Source organism: Helicobacter pylori, assembly GCF_030062585.1.
Classification (GTDB): domain Bacteria; phylum Campylobacterota; class Campylobacteria; order Campylobacterales; family Helicobacteraceae; genus Helicobacter; species Helicobacter pylori_CN.
The window spans coordinates 1,140,330-1,156,727 of sequence record NZ_CP071935.1; the positions used below are offsets into that span (position 1 = coordinate 1,140,330).

The window sequence follows — 16,398 nt, forward strand, 5'->3', positions numbered from 1 at the left end:
TGTTTAAGGAGTTGTCATGGGGTCTTGGTCTCGTATTCTTTTATCAATCTTGGTGGTGGTTTTGGGATTAGCGCTTACTACCATGCTCATAAATTGGCATGTTTAGCGGGAATGATCTATTATGGCTATGGCATTATTATGGATTTTAGCACTCTATCATCTACAATGTGGTGGTCTTTATCAAAAATAACATGGTTTTGTGTGGGTTATATCGCTTTATGGGGGCTTACGCTTATTATGGGTTTTTTACATGTTCTACAATAGAAGACTATTCGTAAAAATTGATTGAAAAAAATTAAAATAGGGGAGAAACTAGAACCTTTTAAGGTAGGTTCTAGCAAAATACAAGGTTAGGGATTATTTCCCGAAACGCCCACCGGTGGTAGGGTAGCCATAAACAGAGCCATCTTTGATTTTCATGTGATCTTCCCAAGGCAATTTGTATTTACCAGCGGCTAAGTCTTTGATGTAGGTTAAGCCTGCGTCATGTTCTCCGCCCGGTTTAGCCACATACCCTCTATGGCCTAGGTTGTAAATGTTGTTTTCTAAGCCCCAGCTTAAACGAGCGTTGTCAGCCATTTTAGGATAGATTTCCCCAGTTACAATCTCCCAAGGGTTGCGGTGCCCTTGAACAAGAGTCGTGCCATCAAAGTTACAGATTTGCCCCTCGCCAAAGTAGTAAAAGACATTATCATAGCCGGCTAAATTCACGCTCACGGTATACATCAAATTGTGCCACGCGTTGGAGCGGTTGGTCAAAATCCACTGATCATTGACTTGAGTGCTATAGCCTGAAATGCGGATATACACATTGCACCCTTTATAGGCCGCTTCTCTAGCGAGCTCTGGAATCATGCCGTCATGGCAAATGCACACGGCTAATTTTGATCCGCCCGGACCCTCGCACACAGGCATTCCTAAATCCCCAGGATACCATGGCTCAATGGGATTCCATGGGAATAGCTTGCGGTATTTTAAAACGATTTTACCTTGCGGATCAATGATAATGGCGGTGTTGTAGGGTTTTTGTTGGAATCAGGATTGCGTTCCATGATTGAAAAAACACCATAAACTTTCGCCTCTTTACACGCCTTAGCGTATAGCTCTGTCTCTTTACCCGGGACGTCTAATAAAAACTCTTCGCTAAGCCACTTAGCGGTATTCAAACCTTGCGTGCTGTATTCGGGGAAAATGATAAGCTCCACTCCCGGATACCCCGCTTTAGTCACATGCAAGGTTCTAATAATGCTTTCAATGTTGTGATCAATGTCCTTACGGCTGTTGACAATTGGCACAGGAAACTGAATGGCTGCCACTAAAAACCCTTCAATAGGTTTGCCCATACTACCGATACTTCCCATAATAACTCTTTCTAAAAGTTTTGTCGCAATAACAATAAATAATTATTGCGAGAGAATGCTATTGCAAGAGAACTAATTTAGAGTAAATGCGAGATTTTTTTGATAAAAAGATTTAAATCTATTTTTAAAGCGCTTTTCAACCTTTATAAGGTGTTTAAAAACCCCTAAAAGCTCTCCAACAATCCCACAAATTCCTTAAAAATATAGTGGCTCTCTTTGGGACCGGGGCTGCTTTCTGGGTGGTGCTGGACAGAGATGATGGGAGCGTTTTTATAACGCACGCCCTCAATGGTGTTGTCAAAAAGATTGCGGTGCGTGATAACAGCGATTTCTTCAATTGCTTCAGGGACGCAATAGTTGTGGTTTTGCGCGGTGATTTCCACGGCGTTTGTTTCTAGGTTTTTAACGGGGTGGTTGCTCCCATGATGGCCAAATTTGAGCTTGTAAGTAGGGTAGCCTTGCGCGATAGAGAGCAATTGATGCCCTAAGCAAATGCCAAACATGGGGATTTTAGCGTTAATGAGTTGCTTGATTTCTCCAATTTCTTGCTGCAAGCTCAAAGGATCGCCTGGCCCGTTAGAGAGGAAAATCCCGCTAATTTCTTTTTTTTCATAGGCTTTAATCAGCTCGCTAGCTTTAGTGTGGTGCGGGTAAATAAGGGCTTTTAACCCCACATTTTGAAGCTCGTTTAAGATATTGCCCTTAGCCCCAAAGTCTAGCACGGCGATAATTTTATGAGAGGTCTTTTCATCAAAAGGCTTGTAATCTAGGGTTTTGAAATCAAAAGTAGCGCGTTGGTGGGTTGTTATTTTTGGCGTAGAAACGCTAGACACTAGGGGGGAATGAGAAATTCTAGGGGCGTTTTTTAAAATTTCTTCAAGCTTGTTTTTGTCATGCTCTATCGTGGAAGCGACCATCATCAAGCACCCATGATGGCGTAAGGTTTTAATCAAACTCCTGGTATCAACGCCACAAATCCCTAAAACGCCACGCTCTTTCAAATAAAGGCTCAAGCTAAAATCCGCCCTTGAGTTAGAAAAAAATTCGTTGTAATGGCGCACTAAAACCCCTGCACATGAAAAAAAGGATTCATCATCTTTAGGATTAGCGCCCACAACCCCAATTTCAGGCATGCTAAAAACCACGAATTGCCCCTTATAGCTAGGGTCGCTAATGACTTCTTGATAACCGCTCATAGAAGTGTTAAAAACAAGTTCGCCCGCTTGCGTGCCACTAGCCCCAAAACTTTGCGCTTGCAAAAAAAGCCCGTTTTCTAAATAGAGGGAGACCATTATAAAAAGCCCTTGCGTCTTAATTCTTCTTCATAGAGCCTTTCAAACACCAACTCGTATTCATCGCTCCCTACGGGCAGTTTGCGTTTGTAATGCTTGATTTTTTCATGCACTTCATTTTCAATGCTTTCATACGCTTTAGAATAAGTGTCAATGGATTTGTAAATCAAGTTTCTTATCAAATTCTCTGACACGCTAAACATGATCAAATCTTCATCTAAGATTTTATTCAAAATCTGGTGCGACAAATCGTTGCACCTTTCTTCCCAAAACAAATGAAAGCCCTCTTTTTGAGCGATCTGTCTTTTAATCATCCAAAAAAGCTGCCTTTCATCCATCCGCATGAATTCTATCTCATCGGTGTTTTCTTCTAAAAGCTCTCTGGCTTGCTCATCTATGGCGTTTTCTTTTTTAACGCTTTTTTCCAAAATCCCTTCTATCAATTCACACAATAATTCCCTAGGGGCTTTTAATTCTAATAATTTTGAATGGATAAAGTCGTTGGCAATCTTATGGCTTATATGGTTTATATGGGTTAGTTTGAGTCTCATGATTTTTCTCGCGTATTTTATTTATTTTTAGAGTGTATTTTATCGTTTTTTAGATAAAACGCTTTTTAAAGAATGGATTTAATGGCGCACCAAACTATAGGATTGTAGAATTTTATCAGCGTAGATGATTGTAATATCAGGGCGTTTTTTAGAAATCTTAGTGTTGATCAGTCTTAATCTCCCCCCTTCTTTAATGCCATAAAATTGAAGCCTTAAAGCGAGTTGTTTATCGTTAGTGCGGATTTGATGGATGCCCCTTAATTGCAAGGCTGTAGCGACTTCTTTGGCTAAGAAATGCCGGTTTAATAATTTTTCATTAGCGCCAGAAATTTTACTCCCCCATAAAAAAAGCGTTTCAGTGAGCATTAAAAGATACAAACTAAAAACGCGCAAATAATACTGCCCCCTAAATTCCTTTAAACGCACCCTAAGGCTATTCAAAACGCTTTTAATAAACAAGGGCAAACCGATTAACGCTAAGGGGGCGAAAGTTCTTAAATCTATCTCTTGGCGCATGCTCAAAAGCAAAGGGAAAAGCCAACCGCTCGCGCTCATAAAGGCTAGTAACGATGGCTTTTTATTAAAAAGGGCTTTATAGAGCGTATAAGGGTAGTAGAGAAACAATAAGGGCGAGTATAAGAGCATGAGTTCTAAGCATGTGTCTATAAAATACCCGCTAGGCAAGCCCTTATTGAAGCTCCCGCTAAAAAGAGCGGTATTCACAATTAAAACCACCAAAATAAAGATCGCGCTCTTAAAATAGCGTCTCCTTAAAGCGTAGGCAAAAACCCCTAGTAAAAGCGGGATGAACGCGCCGTCTAAAAACGCGCAAGCGCTAAGGGTTAAATAAGGGATTTTTTGGGTTTTGATATACAAATAGCTAACCAAAAGCCCAAGGCTTAACACCAGCACGCTTTTAGCCAGTAAAATCGCAAAGAGATTCACCCCAGGCAATAAAGCGTAAGTCAATACCACGTAAAGGGCGTCTTTAGGCTTTTTTAAAATGTTTCGCCCTATCAAATAAAATAAAAACATGTTGATGACGTGAGCGATCAAAAAAGGCAACCTCAAAGCCAAATCGTTTTGGCCTAAAATGGCGGTGCTTTTTTGAGCGATTTGAACAAACCATGCGCTGCTATAAAAAAAATCCTTCGCTTCATTGTAGCTGATAGAAATTTCTTCACTCATCAACAGCCCCAAAGCCAGGACTAAAAAAACCATGATAATAAAGACTAAATCGCTTAAATCAAAGCTTCTTGTTTTTTTCTCTGGATAAATAAAATAGCTAAAGTATAACAGAGCGCTTTGTAAGGGGCTTAGTTGCATGGCTTAAATTTTTTTTAATTCTTTTAAAAGAGCGGGCAAGGCAATGAGTAAGCCTGAACATAAAATCAAAGCCACCCCTAAAGAGCTTTTAAGATCCAAAAATGTATCGCCTAAATACAGCCCAAACAACAGCCCCCAAACAATGCGGGTATATTCAATGGGGGCGATGATCCCAGCAGGAGCGTTCATGTAAGCATAGGTTAAGAAATACTGCCCTAAAGTCCCACTAACCCCTATTAAAGAAATCCACAAAATGTCTTCTTTTCTAGGGATATGAATGCCTGTGGATAAAAAAGGAATATCAATAAACATGCCTATTAATCCAAGAAGGCTCATGCCAAAGGCGAACGCTAAAATCACGGCTTGCTTGTCGTAATATTCCCTCAAATCCCTTAAAGTGATATACGCTAAAGACACAAAGATCCCGCTCAATATTCCCATAATGATTTCAACTGGTCCTACATTTTCCACGCTAGGATCTGAAATCAGCACCACCCCCACTAGCCCGATGCATGCAGAAATTAACGCGCTTCTTTTGAGCTTTTCTTTCAAAAGCAAAGGGGAAAGAAGCACCGTATAAATCGGTGCGCATTGCGAGAAAGCCGTCGCTGTGGCGAGCGAAATTTTTTCAATATTATAAAAAAACGCCAGCATGGCTAAGCCCCCCACAACGACCCTAAAAGCGAGCTTTTTAAAACCGCCCTGTTTGTAACTCTTCAAGCGGTAGGGTTTGAAAGGATAAATAAATAAGAGCAAAAGCGTCATGGTAATGGAGCGGTAAAACACGTTTTCCATAGGGGAAAAATAATCCGCTGTGATTTTAACAAACGCGCTCATGATCCCAAAGCATAAATTCGCCAAGAGTATCATTGAAACGCCAAATAAAATGGTATTACGCATGCCTTTTACCCATTAGATTAAAGATTTTAGGGTAGTTTAACCTAAAATCTCTAATTAAGGATTAAAGTTTTTAAGCTCTAAAAACATAAAAGTTGCATTGATTGGTAAAATCATGCTATAACAATGTTCTAGGAGTTTTACCTTTTGTTTTGTCTAGAATCATTCTAGAAGCTTCAGCATTTCAAACTCCTTATAGAAATATGAAAACACAAAAACACGAATCCTTTTTGAAAATAAACTCCTAGACCCTTTTTAAAGGGTTTGAATGCCACTATTAGAAAAACTTTTAATCCATCGCCTTTTAAATTTTTTAGCCTCACTATGGAATGAATTTTGCTTAACATTAGCGTAAAATCCAATTTTAGGAAATTCACATGGCTGTTTCTTCTATCAATCAGTTTGATTCTAACCTCTATGGGCTTTTAAACGCTAAAAGCGCTCCTAAAGAAGACCTAGCTCCTATTGAAAGCGCAGAAAAAATAGAGCGAGAAAAAAAGGACGCTCCAACAGAAAACCTCCCCTTTAACCCTGACAAGCGAGAGACTTACGGCTTTTTGGTTTTAGAATTGATGAGCGATAGAGAGTATGAGGCTTTTTTAAGGGCTACGGCCGGAATGGATGAGAGCCAGAAACGCTTGGCCGCCCAGTCGCTTTATAGCTTGACGGATTTTTATAACGGGAAATTCTCTAAAGAAGTGGAAAACGCTCCCAAGCAACCGGTGAATGGCTTGCACAAAAAAGCCTTTCAAACCTTTAACGCCACCAACCATAACGATTTTTTGCAACGCTACCAAAACGCTTACAACAACCCTTCGTCTATGGATGTGGTTCTTTAAAGATTAGGGTTAAATGGAGAACTGATCATCAAAAACGCTTTTGAGCGTTTTTTATCACCAACGTTTTTGATTAAAACAAAACCAAAAATTGGGTTCAATCCGCTTCTTCCAAACTCTTAAACACCTTGATGAGATCGATATGTTCATCAATATCATGCGCTCTTAAAATACTCGCCCCATTTTGCAGCGCCATTAAATGCAAGCTCAAAGTGCCAGCGAGCCGGTTTTGAACTTCACGCCCGGTGATAAGCCCGATCGTGTTTTTACGACTCGCTCCCACCAATAGGGGTTTTTTGAACTTAAGAAAATGGCTTAAATGCTTGATTAAGGCTAAATTATGCTCTTTTAATTTAGCGAATCCAAACCCAATATCTAAAATAATATCTTGAAGCGCATATTTTTCTAAAACCTCTAGTTTTTCCTTAAAGAAGCGATCCATTTCATCAAATAAATTGTGGTAAAAAACATTTTCTTGCATGTCTTTGGGGGTTTTTTGAGCGTGCATTAAAACGCAAGTGGGCTTGTAATCTCTTGCGACTTCTAGCATTTCAATGCTATTAAAACCGCTCACGTCATTAAGGATGGAAAAATAATGCTCCAAAGCCATTTGGGCCGTTGTGGCATGGTAGGTGTCTATGCTGAATTTAGCGCATTGGTAGAGTTTTTGGGATTTGATTTCTAATAAAATTTCTTTTAAGCGATCTTGCTCTGTTTTTGGATCAATGATTTCACTCTCTGGCCTTGAACTGGCCGCGCCTATATCAATGAGCGTGATACCCTTTTCTAGCCATTGATAGATTTCTTCAAGCGCTTTTTTGCTACTAAAACGGCTCTTTTCATAGAAACTATCCGGCGTGAGATTCAAGATTGCCATGATCTGAGAAGCGTTAGGCTTAGGGGCTTTGAGGTGGCTTTTTAATTCTTGCGCTAAATGTTTAAGCCCAAAGGGTTGGGAATGGCACTTAACAATAAGGCGTTCTAATTGGCTAGCGCTCGCAATCAACACCCCATCATAAAAAGGCTCTTTAGCCAAAATACAATCTCTTGGCGTGGCAAAATCGCCCCCAACGCTTATGGCCTCTTGCTTTAAAATGAGCGTTGCGCTTAAGGGCAGATGTTGGATTTCAAAAACAAAGCTGACACCTTTTTTATGCATATGGGTTTGAGCGGATTTTTCTGATCCGGTTTTTAAAAGGGCGTTTTTGAGCGCATCAGGGTTAAGGCGTTTTACAATCATGGCGTTTTCTTTTTAGATAAAAGGCTTAAAAGTAGGGGCAAAAGATTGTAGCTGAGCTTGTAATAAGAGCTGTTAGCCTTGATCGCTAAATCAAAGGCTTGCAATTCTTGCTCGTTTAAGGGGATCTTATGCCTGTTAACGCTCTCTAACAGGCTTTCAATCCTTTCCCTCTGATTTTCTCTGGAATCAAAATTTTCTTTGTCTAAATTTTTTAAAAACGCATAAACATCTTTCAAATCCAGCCTGGATAAATCCAAATCTAAAGGTTTTAGAGGGATTTTTTGGCGTTTGTCTTCTTTGATTAGGCGGGATTTAATGGTGGCTAACACATGGTTTGGGCTTTTAGCGAACATGATAAAACAAACATTATTTGGGGGTTCTTCTAAGATTTTTAAAAGCGCGTTTTGAGCTTCTACGCCATAGCTGGGCGCGGCGATTAAAAAGGCGTTTAATTCGCTGTGTTTTAGGTTGGCTTTGGATAGGACTTCTTTGGCATGCTCTATTTTAAAATCCTTGTTAAAAGTTTTGATCACCTTTTTGTCTTTTTCAATGATCTCGGTGTAGAATTTAATGTGGTGTTCAAAAAGGCTTGCAGTCTCTTCTAGGCTCTCTTCAAGATTGTCTGTATAAATAAGGCGGTTGGAGTTTTTCACAAAGTAACCTTATTGTATAGCGCGCTAAAAAGCGCGTTTTCAAAGAGTTTGAAGAGTTGCAATAATTTATAATCCAGCAAACTATCATGCTCTTTTAAAAGCAAGCAATCTTCTTTAAGCTCTTCAAAAAGCCATAAAAAACTAGGGATTTTACTCAGTAGTAAGGTTTTCAAGCCTTCATTTTCAACCCTCCCAACATGCCAAAACATGGGGTTTTGATAAGTCAGCTCTATGGTGGCTAGAGAAAGATTCGCATCGTTTTTGGGGTAGAAAGAAGAAGCGTTAAAATCAATGACGGACAATAAGGGGCGCTCTTTTAAATCTTTAGGGTTTAAGTTAGAAAGAATGTAGTTTAAAAACCAGCGCCTAGAAGAATCCGCGCTCACCAACAGCGATCCGCCATTAAGCACATGCGAAATGGTTTGCGCGATGAGTTTGGCATAGCTTGATCGCTCTAATTCCAGCCACCCGCTTTGTTGGGCGATAAACTCCCCTTGATCGCGCACAAATTCCTTGATCCAGTCGTAGAAATTTTTCATTGATCTAATTGATACACCGCATGCAAAGTTCTAACCGCTAATTCAGCGTATTTAATGTCAATCAAAACCGAAATTTTAATCTCGCTTGTAGAAATCATCATGATATTGATATTGTCTTTGGCTAGGGCTTTAAAAGCGATGCTCGCTACCCCAGAATGCGACTTCATGCCCACGCCCACTATGGAAACTTTAGCGATATTTTCATCATAATCAATGGAATCCATTTGCGCTAAAAAAGGCTTTAAGGCTTGCTTGGTTTCTTCTATTTGGGTTTTAACGATCGTAAAATCCAAATCGGTTTTGCCGTCTCTGCCGATCGTTTGGACGATCATATCCACATTAATGCGATATTCCGCTAAAGCGCCAAAGATTTCAGCGGCAATGCCTGGCCGATCTTCTACGCCCTCCATGCTCACACGAGCCTGATTCTTATCCAATGCGATCCCACTCACTATAGGGGTTTCCATGCGTTCTCCTTTAAACTCTTTTTCAGCCACAATGAGCGTGCCTTCGCTATGGTTAAACGAATTGCGAGTCACTAATTTCACGCTGAGTTTTTTAGCTAATTCTACCGAGCGGTTTAATAAAACTTTAGCCCCCATAGAAGCCAGTTCAAGCATTTCATCATAGCTGATTTGCGTGATTTTTTGAGCCTTTTCTTCAATGCGCGGATCAGTGGTATAAACGCCATCCACATCCGTATAAATTTCGCACAAATGCGCTTTTAAAGCCCCGGCCAAAGCGACCGCGCTCAAATCGCTCCCCCCACGCCCTAAAGTCGTTGTTTCGCCTTGAATATCAGCGCCTTGAAACCCAGCGATCACTACAATGTAGTTTTTTTCTAAAAGCTCTGCGATGCGTTTAGTGTCAATGGATTGGATCACGGCGTTTTGAAAGTGCGAGCTGGTTAAAATGCCCGCTTCTTTCCCGCTCAAGGAAATGGCCCTATGCCCGTATCTTTCTAACGCCATGCTCAAAGCCGCGCTTGAAATCCATTCCCCAGCACTCACAATCCTGTCCATTTCTCGCTTGTTAGGGTTATGGCTAAAATTCTTGCCAAATTCTAAAAGCCGATCGGTTTCGCCGCTCATCGCTGAAACCACCACCACGACTTGATGCCCTAATTTAACGCTTTCTAAAACCCTTTGAGCGACATTGTGGATCCTTTCTATGCTGCCCATGCTCGTGCCGCCGTATTTTTGAACGATTAACACCCTATAAATACCCCTCTCTTTTGAAATAAGCGATGACTTGGCGGTACACTTGGCGTTTGAAGGGAACGATTTTTTTAAGCAAATCCTTAAGATGGATGAATTGATAAGCCCTAAATTCTGGCGTGTGTTTGTTCAAATCAATGTTGTTAGCATGCTTTAGGCGCACTAAAAAATAGCGTTGTTTTTGCCCGTCAAACGCATAGAATTTATGCTCCATATTGCTTGGGAAATCATAGGCGATCCATCTGGGGTATTGCGCCAAAATCTCTATTTCATTCGTGCCAATTTCTTCTAATAATTCTCTATAAAGCGCTTCTAAAGGGGTTTCTCCCTCATCAATGCCCCCTTGGGGGAACTGCCACGCCCCTTCAATGTCTATGCGCTCAGCGATAAAAACTTCACATGTATTAGGGTAGTCTGGCGACATGATAATGGCCGCAACGTTAGGACGATATTTTTTATGTAGCATAGGTCTTTATTTTAGCTCTTTCTTGTTTGATTAAGATGGTATTATAGTGTATGCTGGCTTTAAGTAGGGTTAAGAATGCCATTAAAATCAAAAATTAAGAAAAAAGGGTTTGAAACCCATTTTAATAGCGCCCAAATAACGCTATTAAAACTGGGAGGGTTTATTTGAGAGTGGGGATGTATTTGGCTAAAGCTTTGATGTCTTCATCGCTTAATTTTTTAGCTTGCGCGCTCATGACAGGATTCTTGTTAGCACCGCTTTTAAAATCCATAAGATCTTTTTCAATTTCTGCTTCACTCATCATGTTAACGATTTTGCTTTTGCCTAAAGCTTTCTTTTCAAACTTAACCCCATGGCAAGCGGCACAACCTTTTACAAGAGCTTTAACATCGGTTGCCATTAAGGTGTTTGCGAACGCCAAAACGCCTAAAGCCATAATAACCTTTTTCATCGTTTGTCTCCTTGATTACCAAAATAATCCTAAAATGATACAATTACAAGTTTAAGTTTTGCTTAAAAAATGAAGTGAAAATGGGAGAAATAAATATGATTTTATACATTCATATCCCCTTTTGTGAAAATAAATGCGGTTATTGCGCTTTCAATTCTTATGAAAACAAGCATGGGTTAAAAGAAGAATACACTCAAGCGCTATGCCTGGATTTAAGGCATGCCTTAAGCCAAACTGACGAACCAATTGAAAGTATTTTTATTGGCGGCGGCACGCCTAACACTTTGAGCGTGAAGGCTTTTGAAAGGGTTTTTGAAAGCATTCATCAACATGCAAGCTTGAGTTTGGATTGTGAGATCACCACTGAAGCTAACCCTGAACTCATTTCTAAAGCTTGGTGTCAAGGCTTAAAAGATTTAGGGATCAACCGCTTGAGTTTAGGGGTGCAAAGTTTTAGGGAGGATAAATTGTTGTTTTTAGAGCGCCAGCATTCCAAAAATATCGCCCCCGTGATAGAAACTATTTTAAAAAGCGGGATTGAAAATATCAGTATTGATTTGATTTATAACACCCCATTAGACAATGAAAACTCTTTAAAAGAAGAACTAAAACTCGCCAAAGAACTCCCTATCAACCACTTGAGCGCTTATGCTTTGAGCGTTGAAAAAAACACGAATTTAGAAAAAAACGCCAAAAAACCCTCAAGCGTGGATTTTGACAATGTGGTGAGAGAGGTTTTAGAGGGCTTTTCTTTCAAGCAATACGAAGTGTCTAATTACGCTAGAAATTATCAAGTCAAACACAACTTGGCTTACTGGGGGGCTAAAGATTATTTAGGGTGTGGGGCTGGGGCTGTGGGCTGCGTGGCGAATGAGCGCTTTTTTGCGAAAAAACTCATAGAAAACTACATTAAAGACCCCCTAAAACGCCAAGTTGAGACGCTTAATAAACAAGACAAGCGCTTAGAAAAATTGTTTTTGGGCTTGAGGTGCGTGCTGGGGGTTGAGCTTAGTTTCTTAGATAAAAATAAAGTAAAGTTTTTGATTGAAGAAAATAAGGCTTTCATTAAAAATAACCGATTGGTAGCGAGCGATTTTTTCATGGCCGATGAAATGGCTTTGTGGCTGTTGTGATTGTAGGCTCTGCTTCAATGGAGCATTATAATAATTAAAAAATGCTAGAAAGCGTTTTTTAATTAACGCCTACAAAATTTTTAGCCAAAAACCACCCGATAGCCACCCCAATAAGCCCTAAAAGGTTAGTGCCTAAGACATAAGAAATGGCTTCAAGGTATTGGGATTTTTGCAAGAGTTTTAAAGTGTCTAGCCCATAAGAAGAAAAGGTCGTAAAACCCCCTAAAACCCCAGTAACAAAGAAAATCCCAAAATCATCGCCAAAAACTTTTTTGGCGGCCAAATGCCCCATAAAGCCGATGACAAAACACCCTATGAGATTCACGCTAAAAGTCCCTAAAGGGAAACTTTCAAACATTAAAAATTTACTAGGCACCACTTTGCCCACAAAATACCTTAGCGAACTCCCTATAGCCCCCCCTAAAGCGGCCCATAAAAAGACAAAATTCATGCATCATCCTTTAAAAATCAATAGAGAGCATTATAATAAGATGTTTTTAACATTCCTTAATCCTCAAACTTAAAGCCAGTTCTAAGCACGCTTCTAAGGAGGGCTTTTGGGCAATATAGCTTGGAATGCCTTGTTCTTGTAAATAAAGAGCGGTCGTGTTGCCAATGCTTATAGCGGTGTAATTTTCTAAAAATTCAAAATAGTGTAAAAAGGCTTTTGCGTGGCTTATAGCGGTAAAAATAAGAACGCTCTTTTCTTTGGGTTTTAAGGCGTTTTGTTCGTTTAAAGTCAAATGTTTGAGCTTGTTTTCATAAACAACGGCTTGTTGGAAATTGATGCCATGCTCTAAAAGAATGGTGTCTAAAGAAGAGGCAATTTCTTTTGCCCTAAGATACAAAACGCTTTTTTTTTCCAATAAAGGAAGGATTTCTTTGGCGAACTCCTTGCCATGGGCTTTTTCCCCTATAAAGGCGGTTTTAAAATGGTGATCTTGTAGAGTTTTGGCGGTGGGTTCGCTCAAAGCGTAGGCAGGAATGTTTTGTAACATTTTGAGTTTGGGGCTGTCTTTTAGGGTTTCTAGCAAGGAAAACACCGCATTTTTAGAAGTGAAAATCAGGGCGTTAAAAGGGGTTAAATCTAATTCTAAAGGATAGTAGCACAATTCATTTAAGATGAGAGTCTTATAAGGGGCGATTCTTTGAGAATGCACCCATACAATCTCCCTCATGCTTAGTTTTTTTTGCCACTCAAAGAAGTGTCATCATAGACCATTCTAAAGCCGTATTTTTCAAAATCATAGACATTGCCCTCTAAATAATAGGGCGTATAGCCTAATTCGTGCATGCTTTTAGCCGCATCTAAAGCCCTGCGACCAGCCCTGCAATGGAGCAACACTTTTTGATCTTTGTGCTTAGATAAAAAATCAGCGAGCTTTTCTTGGTCATTGACGCTAATGAGCGTAGCGTTAGGCAAATGCAATTCCTCATATTCGTCCAACTCGCGCACATCTACGACAATAAAATCATTGAAATTGACTTCTTCTAAACTGATCGCATAATCTTCAAGCATGTTTATCCTTAATTTTTAAAGTAAGGTTATGTTACAATGATTTGATAAATAGGAATGTTTAAGGAGTGCGTGTGGAAGAAAATTATCATGCTTTTTTTACCGAAGCGAGCGGGTTTTTAAACGAGCGGATCTTTAAGGATTATTTACGCCGTTTGGCTTATGGCATTGATGCGTCATGTTATCGTTATATCCCTAAAATAGTCGCTTGGGTGAAAAATGAAGAAGAAATTCAAAAGCTTTGCGTTTTAGCCAAAAAGCATGGCGTTACATTGACTTTTAGAGCGGCTGGAAGCTCCTTATCAGGGCAGGCGAGCTGTGATGGGGTGCTAGTGGTGGTGGCGCATTTTTTCAAAGACGCTCACATTTTAAATAACGCTACAAGCATTCAGCTCTCATGCGGAGTCATAGGAAGCCATGCGAACGCTTTATTAAAACCTTACCATAAAAAAATAGGCCCAGATCCCGCTACGATAAACACCGCTATGATAGGGGGGATTGTCGCTAATAACGCTAGCGGGATGTGTTGCGGGGTGGAGCAAAACAGCTACAAAACCCTAAAATCCTTAAGAGTGATTTTAGCTGATGGCACTCTTTTAGACACGGCCAATCAAGAGAGCGTTGAGAGTTTCAAAAACGCGCGCAAGGATTTGATTGAAGGGGTTTTAAACTTAAGAAAAGAAATCTTAAAAGATAAAGAATTGCATGCTCTCATTAAGAAAAAATACGAGATCAAAAACACCACCGGCTACAGCTTAAACGCTCTCATTGATTTTGAAGACCCTATTGAGATTATCAGCCATTTATTCATAGGCTCTGAGGGGACTTTAGGCTTTATTTCAAGCGTGGGATTAGAATGCGTGAAAGACTACGCTTATAAAACTTGCGCGTTATTGTTTTATGAAAATTTAGAGCGATGCGCCAAAGCCGCTCAAATTTTAGCCGCTTTAAAAGCCAAACAACCTGAAATGATTTCTTCAGCAGAGCTTATGGATTATGCGTCCTTAAAAAGCGTGAAAAATTTAGAGGGCATGCCTAGCGTGGTTTTAGAAATCAAAGAGCCTAACGCATGCTTACTCATTCAAAGCGAAAGCGATGATCCTTTGATTTTAGAAAACAACATGCAAACGATTTTAAACGCCTTGAGTGCGATACCGGTCGTTTTAGATTCTCAAATCAGTAGTGATCCTGATATTTATCAATCGTGGTGGAAGATCAGAAAAGGCATTTTCCCTATCGCAGCGTCAAAAAGAAAAAGCCAAAGCTCTGTGATCATTGAAGATGTGTGCTTCAGTCAAGAGGATTTTGTAGAGGGGGCAAAAGCGATTGAAGGGCTTTTAAAAAAACATGGTTTTAAGGATAATGGCATTATTTTTGGGCATGCCTTAAGCGGGAATTTGCACTTTGTCGTTACGCCGATTTTAGAAAATGAAGCTGAAAGAAAAGCGTTTGAAAATTTAGTTTCTGAGATGTTTTTAATGGTGAGCGAAAGCTCTGGCTCCATTAAAGCCGAACATGGCACAGGCAGGATGGTAGCCCCCTTTGTGGAAATGGAGTGGGGAGAAAAAGCCTATAAGATCCACAAACAAATCAAAGAATTGTTTGATCCTAACGGCATTTTAAACCCTGATGTGATCATCACAAACGATAAAGAAATCCACACTAAAAATTTAAAGAGCATTCACCCTATTGAAGAGCATTTGGACATGTGCATGGAATGCGGGTTTTGTGAAAGGGTTTGCCCTAGCAAAGATTTATCTTTAACGCCACGACAACGCATCGTTATCCACAGAGAGATAGAGCGCTTAAAAGAAAGGGTAAGTCATGGTCATCATAAAGATCAAGTTTTATTAAATGAGCTTTTAAAAGAGTCTGAATATTTAGCACACGCCACTTGCGCGGTGTGCCATATGTGCTCTATGCTATGCCCTTTAGGAATTGATACCGGAAAGATCGCCCTAAATTATTATCAAAAAAACCCTAAAGGCGAAAAGATCGCTTCAAAGATCCTTAATAACATGCAAACAACCACAAGCGTGGCTCGTTTTTCTTTAAAAAGCGCTCGCTTAGTTCAAAACCTCATAGGCTCTCACAACTTAGTGAGCCTGACCAAAGGGATTAAAAAATTCATCAAGCCCTTCCCTAAAGCCTTTCATTACATGCCCAAAAACAATGCTTATCCTTTAGAAAATAAAACGCATAAGAGCGAAGAAAAAGTCATTTATTTCAGCACTTGCATCAACCGCTCGTTCGCTCCATCAACCAAAATGGCGGATAAAAGATGCATTCAAGAAGTGTTTGAATCCTTATGCCAAAAAGCCAAAGTTTCGGTAATGTATCCTAATGGATTGAACGCGCTTTGTTGCGGGAAAGCCTTTATTAATTACACCGACTTAACCAAACAAAACAATGAGAAAAACCATGCGATTTTTTTACAATTAAGCGATAACGGCAAGATACCGATCGTTTTAGACCATAGCGCATGTTCGACGCATTTTTTCAAGCAAATGAAAGCTTATAAGGATTTGAAAGTCTATGATTTGAGCGTCTATATTGAAGAAGTTCTAAGCCCAAAATTAAAATTCAATCCCATTAACGAAGACATAGGGTTATACACGATGTGCGCTTTAAAGTTAGAGAATAAAGAAGAGTTGTTATTCAATTTGGCTAAAAAATGCACTTTGGGCGAGATTGTCATCCATAAAGAGACGGGTTGTTGCGGCTTTGCGGGGAATAAGGGCTTTTTCACCCCTGAACTAAACGAGAGCGCTTTAAACGGCTTTCAAGAATTTTATCAATCCTATGATCTTAAAAGAGGTTTTTCCACTTCTAGCACTTGTGAAATCGGTTTGAGTGAAAAAACCCAATTTGCTTGGCAGCATATCGCTTATTTAGTGGATGCTTGTACGCTTTAATGGTG

16 protein-coding genes and 2 pseudogenes are annotated in these 16,398 nt (G+C 39.9%); 4 read left to right on the forward strand and 14 right to left on the reverse strand.

Going from position 1 to position 16,398, the window contains the following annotated elements:
* Nucleotides 1-24 precede the first annotated feature (24 nt).
* A pseudogene (locus tag J5F42_RS07910) lies at nucleotides 25-278 on the forward strand (hypothetical protein).
* Between the two features lie 79 nt (nucleotides 279-357).
* On the opposite strand, the pseudogene J5F42_RS05455 reads toward J5F42_RS07910, so the two are convergent.
* From J5F42_RS05455 to J5F42_RS05475, 5 genes and pseudogenes are all read right to left on the reverse strand, one after another.
* Nucleotides 358-1,361, reverse strand: a pseudogene (locus J5F42_RS05455) (formamidase).
* A 164-nt stretch (nucleotides 1,362-1,525) separates the two neighbouring features.
* Nucleotides 1,526-2,653, reverse strand: coding sequence for a glutamine-hydrolyzing carbamoyl-phosphate synthase small subunit (carA, locus tag J5F42_RS05460; protein ID WP_283491202.1), 1,128 nt, complete (start codon nucleotides 2,651-2,653; stop codon nucleotides 1,526-1,528).
* Complete coding sequence (locus tag J5F42_RS05465; RefSeq protein WP_001237418.1) at nucleotides 2,653-3,204, reverse strand: DUF507 family protein; 552 nt, start codon at nucleotides 3,202-3,204, stop codon at nucleotides 2,653-2,655. The genes carA and J5F42_RS05465 overlap by 1 nt, the downstream gene beginning before the upstream one ends.
* A gap of 78 nt (nucleotides 3,205-3,282) precedes the next feature.
* Nucleotides 3,283-4,530 carry a glycosyltransferase family protein gene (locus tag J5F42_RS05470; protein ID WP_283491203.1) on the reverse strand — a complete coding sequence of 416 codons (1,248 nt, stop codon included), beginning with the start codon at nucleotides 4,528-4,530 and terminating at the stop codon, nucleotides 3,283-3,285.
* A 3-nt stretch (nucleotides 4,531-4,533) separates the two neighbouring features.
* Nucleotides 4,534-5,430, reverse strand: a complete 897-nt coding sequence (locus J5F42_RS05475) for a DMT family transporter (protein WP_078271207.1) — start codon at nucleotides 5,428-5,430, stop codon at nucleotides 4,534-4,536.
* Between the two features lie 374 nt (nucleotides 5,431-5,804).
* Here J5F42_RS05475 and J5F42_RS05480 point away from each other — a divergent pair, with 374 nt between their 5' ends.
* Complete coding sequence (locus J5F42_RS05480) at nucleotides 5,805-6,266, forward strand: HP1233 family protein (RefSeq protein ID WP_000301293.1); 462 nt, start codon at nucleotides 5,805-5,807, stop codon at nucleotides 6,264-6,266.
* A 94-nt stretch (nucleotides 6,267-6,360) separates the two neighbouring features.
* Here J5F42_RS05480 and folP read toward each other — a convergent pair whose 3' ends face one another.
* From folP to J5F42_RS05510, 6 genes are all read right to left on the reverse strand, one after another.
* A complete protein-coding gene (gene folP / locus J5F42_RS05485) occupies nucleotides 6,361-7,503 on the reverse strand; it encodes a dihydropteroate synthase (protein WP_283491204.1) in 1,143 nt (380 codons plus the stop codon).
* The gene (locus J5F42_RS05490) at nucleotides 7,500-8,156 is read right to left on the reverse strand and encodes a DNA polymerase III subunit delta' (RefSeq protein WP_283491205.1); all 657 of its coding nucleotides are present in this window, start codon (nucleotides 8,154-8,156) and stop codon (nucleotides 7,500-7,502) included. The genes folP and J5F42_RS05490 overlap by 4 nt, the downstream gene beginning before the upstream one ends.
* Nucleotides 8,153-8,695 (reverse strand): DNA replication regulator HobA, encoded by a 543-nt coding sequence (hobA, locus tag J5F42_RS05495; RefSeq protein ID WP_079363359.1) that lies wholly within the window; start codon nucleotides 8,693-8,695, stop codon nucleotides 8,153-8,155. The genes J5F42_RS05490 and hobA overlap by 4 nt, the downstream gene beginning before the upstream one ends.
* The gene (locus J5F42_RS05500; RefSeq protein ID WP_283491206.1) at nucleotides 8,692-9,909 is read right to left on the reverse strand and encodes an aspartate kinase; all 1,218 of its coding nucleotides are present in this window, start codon (nucleotides 9,907-9,909) and stop codon (nucleotides 8,692-8,694) included. Before J5F42_RS05500 ends, hobA begins: the two co-directional genes overlap by 4 nt.
* 1 nt (nucleotide 9,910) lies before the next feature.
* On the reverse strand, nucleotides 9,911-10,378 hold the full coding sequence (locus J5F42_RS05505) for an RNA pyrophosphohydrolase (protein ID WP_000902591.1): 468 nt from the start codon (nucleotides 10,376-10,378) through the stop codon (nucleotides 9,911-9,913).
* A gap of 160 nt (nucleotides 10,379-10,538) precedes the next feature.
* Nucleotides 10,539-10,829 carry a c-type cytochrome gene (locus J5F42_RS05510; protein WP_000755904.1) on the reverse strand — a complete coding sequence of 97 codons (291 nt, stop codon included), beginning with the start codon at nucleotides 10,827-10,829 and terminating at the stop codon, nucleotides 10,539-10,541.
* A 95-nt stretch (nucleotides 10,830-10,924) separates the two neighbouring features.
* Between J5F42_RS05510 and hemW the strand changes: the two genes are divergently transcribed.
* Nucleotides 10,925-11,962, forward strand: a complete 1,038-nt coding sequence (hemW, locus tag J5F42_RS05515) for a radical SAM family heme chaperone HemW (protein WP_283491207.1) — start codon at nucleotides 10,925-10,927, stop codon at nucleotides 11,960-11,962.
* Between the two features lie 58 nt (nucleotides 11,963-12,020).
* Here the strand turns inward: hemW and crcB are convergent, their stop codons facing one another.
* From crcB to J5F42_RS05530, 3 genes are read right to left on the reverse strand one after another with little or no spacing between them, the layout of a single operon-like run.
* Nucleotides 12,021-12,413: a fluoride efflux transporter CrcB gene (gene crcB, locus J5F42_RS05520; protein ID WP_097699805.1), complete on the reverse strand. Its 393-nt coding sequence runs from the start codon at nucleotides 12,411-12,413 to the stop codon at nucleotides 12,021-12,023.
* 46 nt (nucleotides 12,414-12,459) lie between these two features.
* Nucleotides 12,460-13,140, reverse strand: coding sequence for a uroporphyrinogen-III synthase (locus J5F42_RS05525; protein ID WP_283491208.1), 681 nt, complete (start codon nucleotides 13,138-13,140; stop codon nucleotides 12,460-12,462).
* Nucleotides 13,141-13,142: 2 nt separating this feature from the next.
* The gene (locus J5F42_RS05530; RefSeq protein WP_000888817.1) at nucleotides 13,143-13,481 is read right to left on the reverse strand and encodes a rhodanese-like domain-containing protein; all 339 of its coding nucleotides are present in this window, start codon (nucleotides 13,479-13,481) and stop codon (nucleotides 13,143-13,145) included.
* A 71-nt stretch (nucleotides 13,482-13,552) separates the two neighbouring features.
* Here J5F42_RS05530 and J5F42_RS05535 point away from each other — a divergent pair, with 71 nt between their 5' ends.
* Entirely contained in the window at nucleotides 13,553-16,393 is a 2,841-nt protein-coding gene (locus J5F42_RS05535; protein ID WP_283491209.1) for an FAD-binding and (Fe-S)-binding domain-containing protein, read from the forward strand.
* The last annotated feature ends 5 nt before the right edge of the window (nucleotides 16,394-16,398 follow it).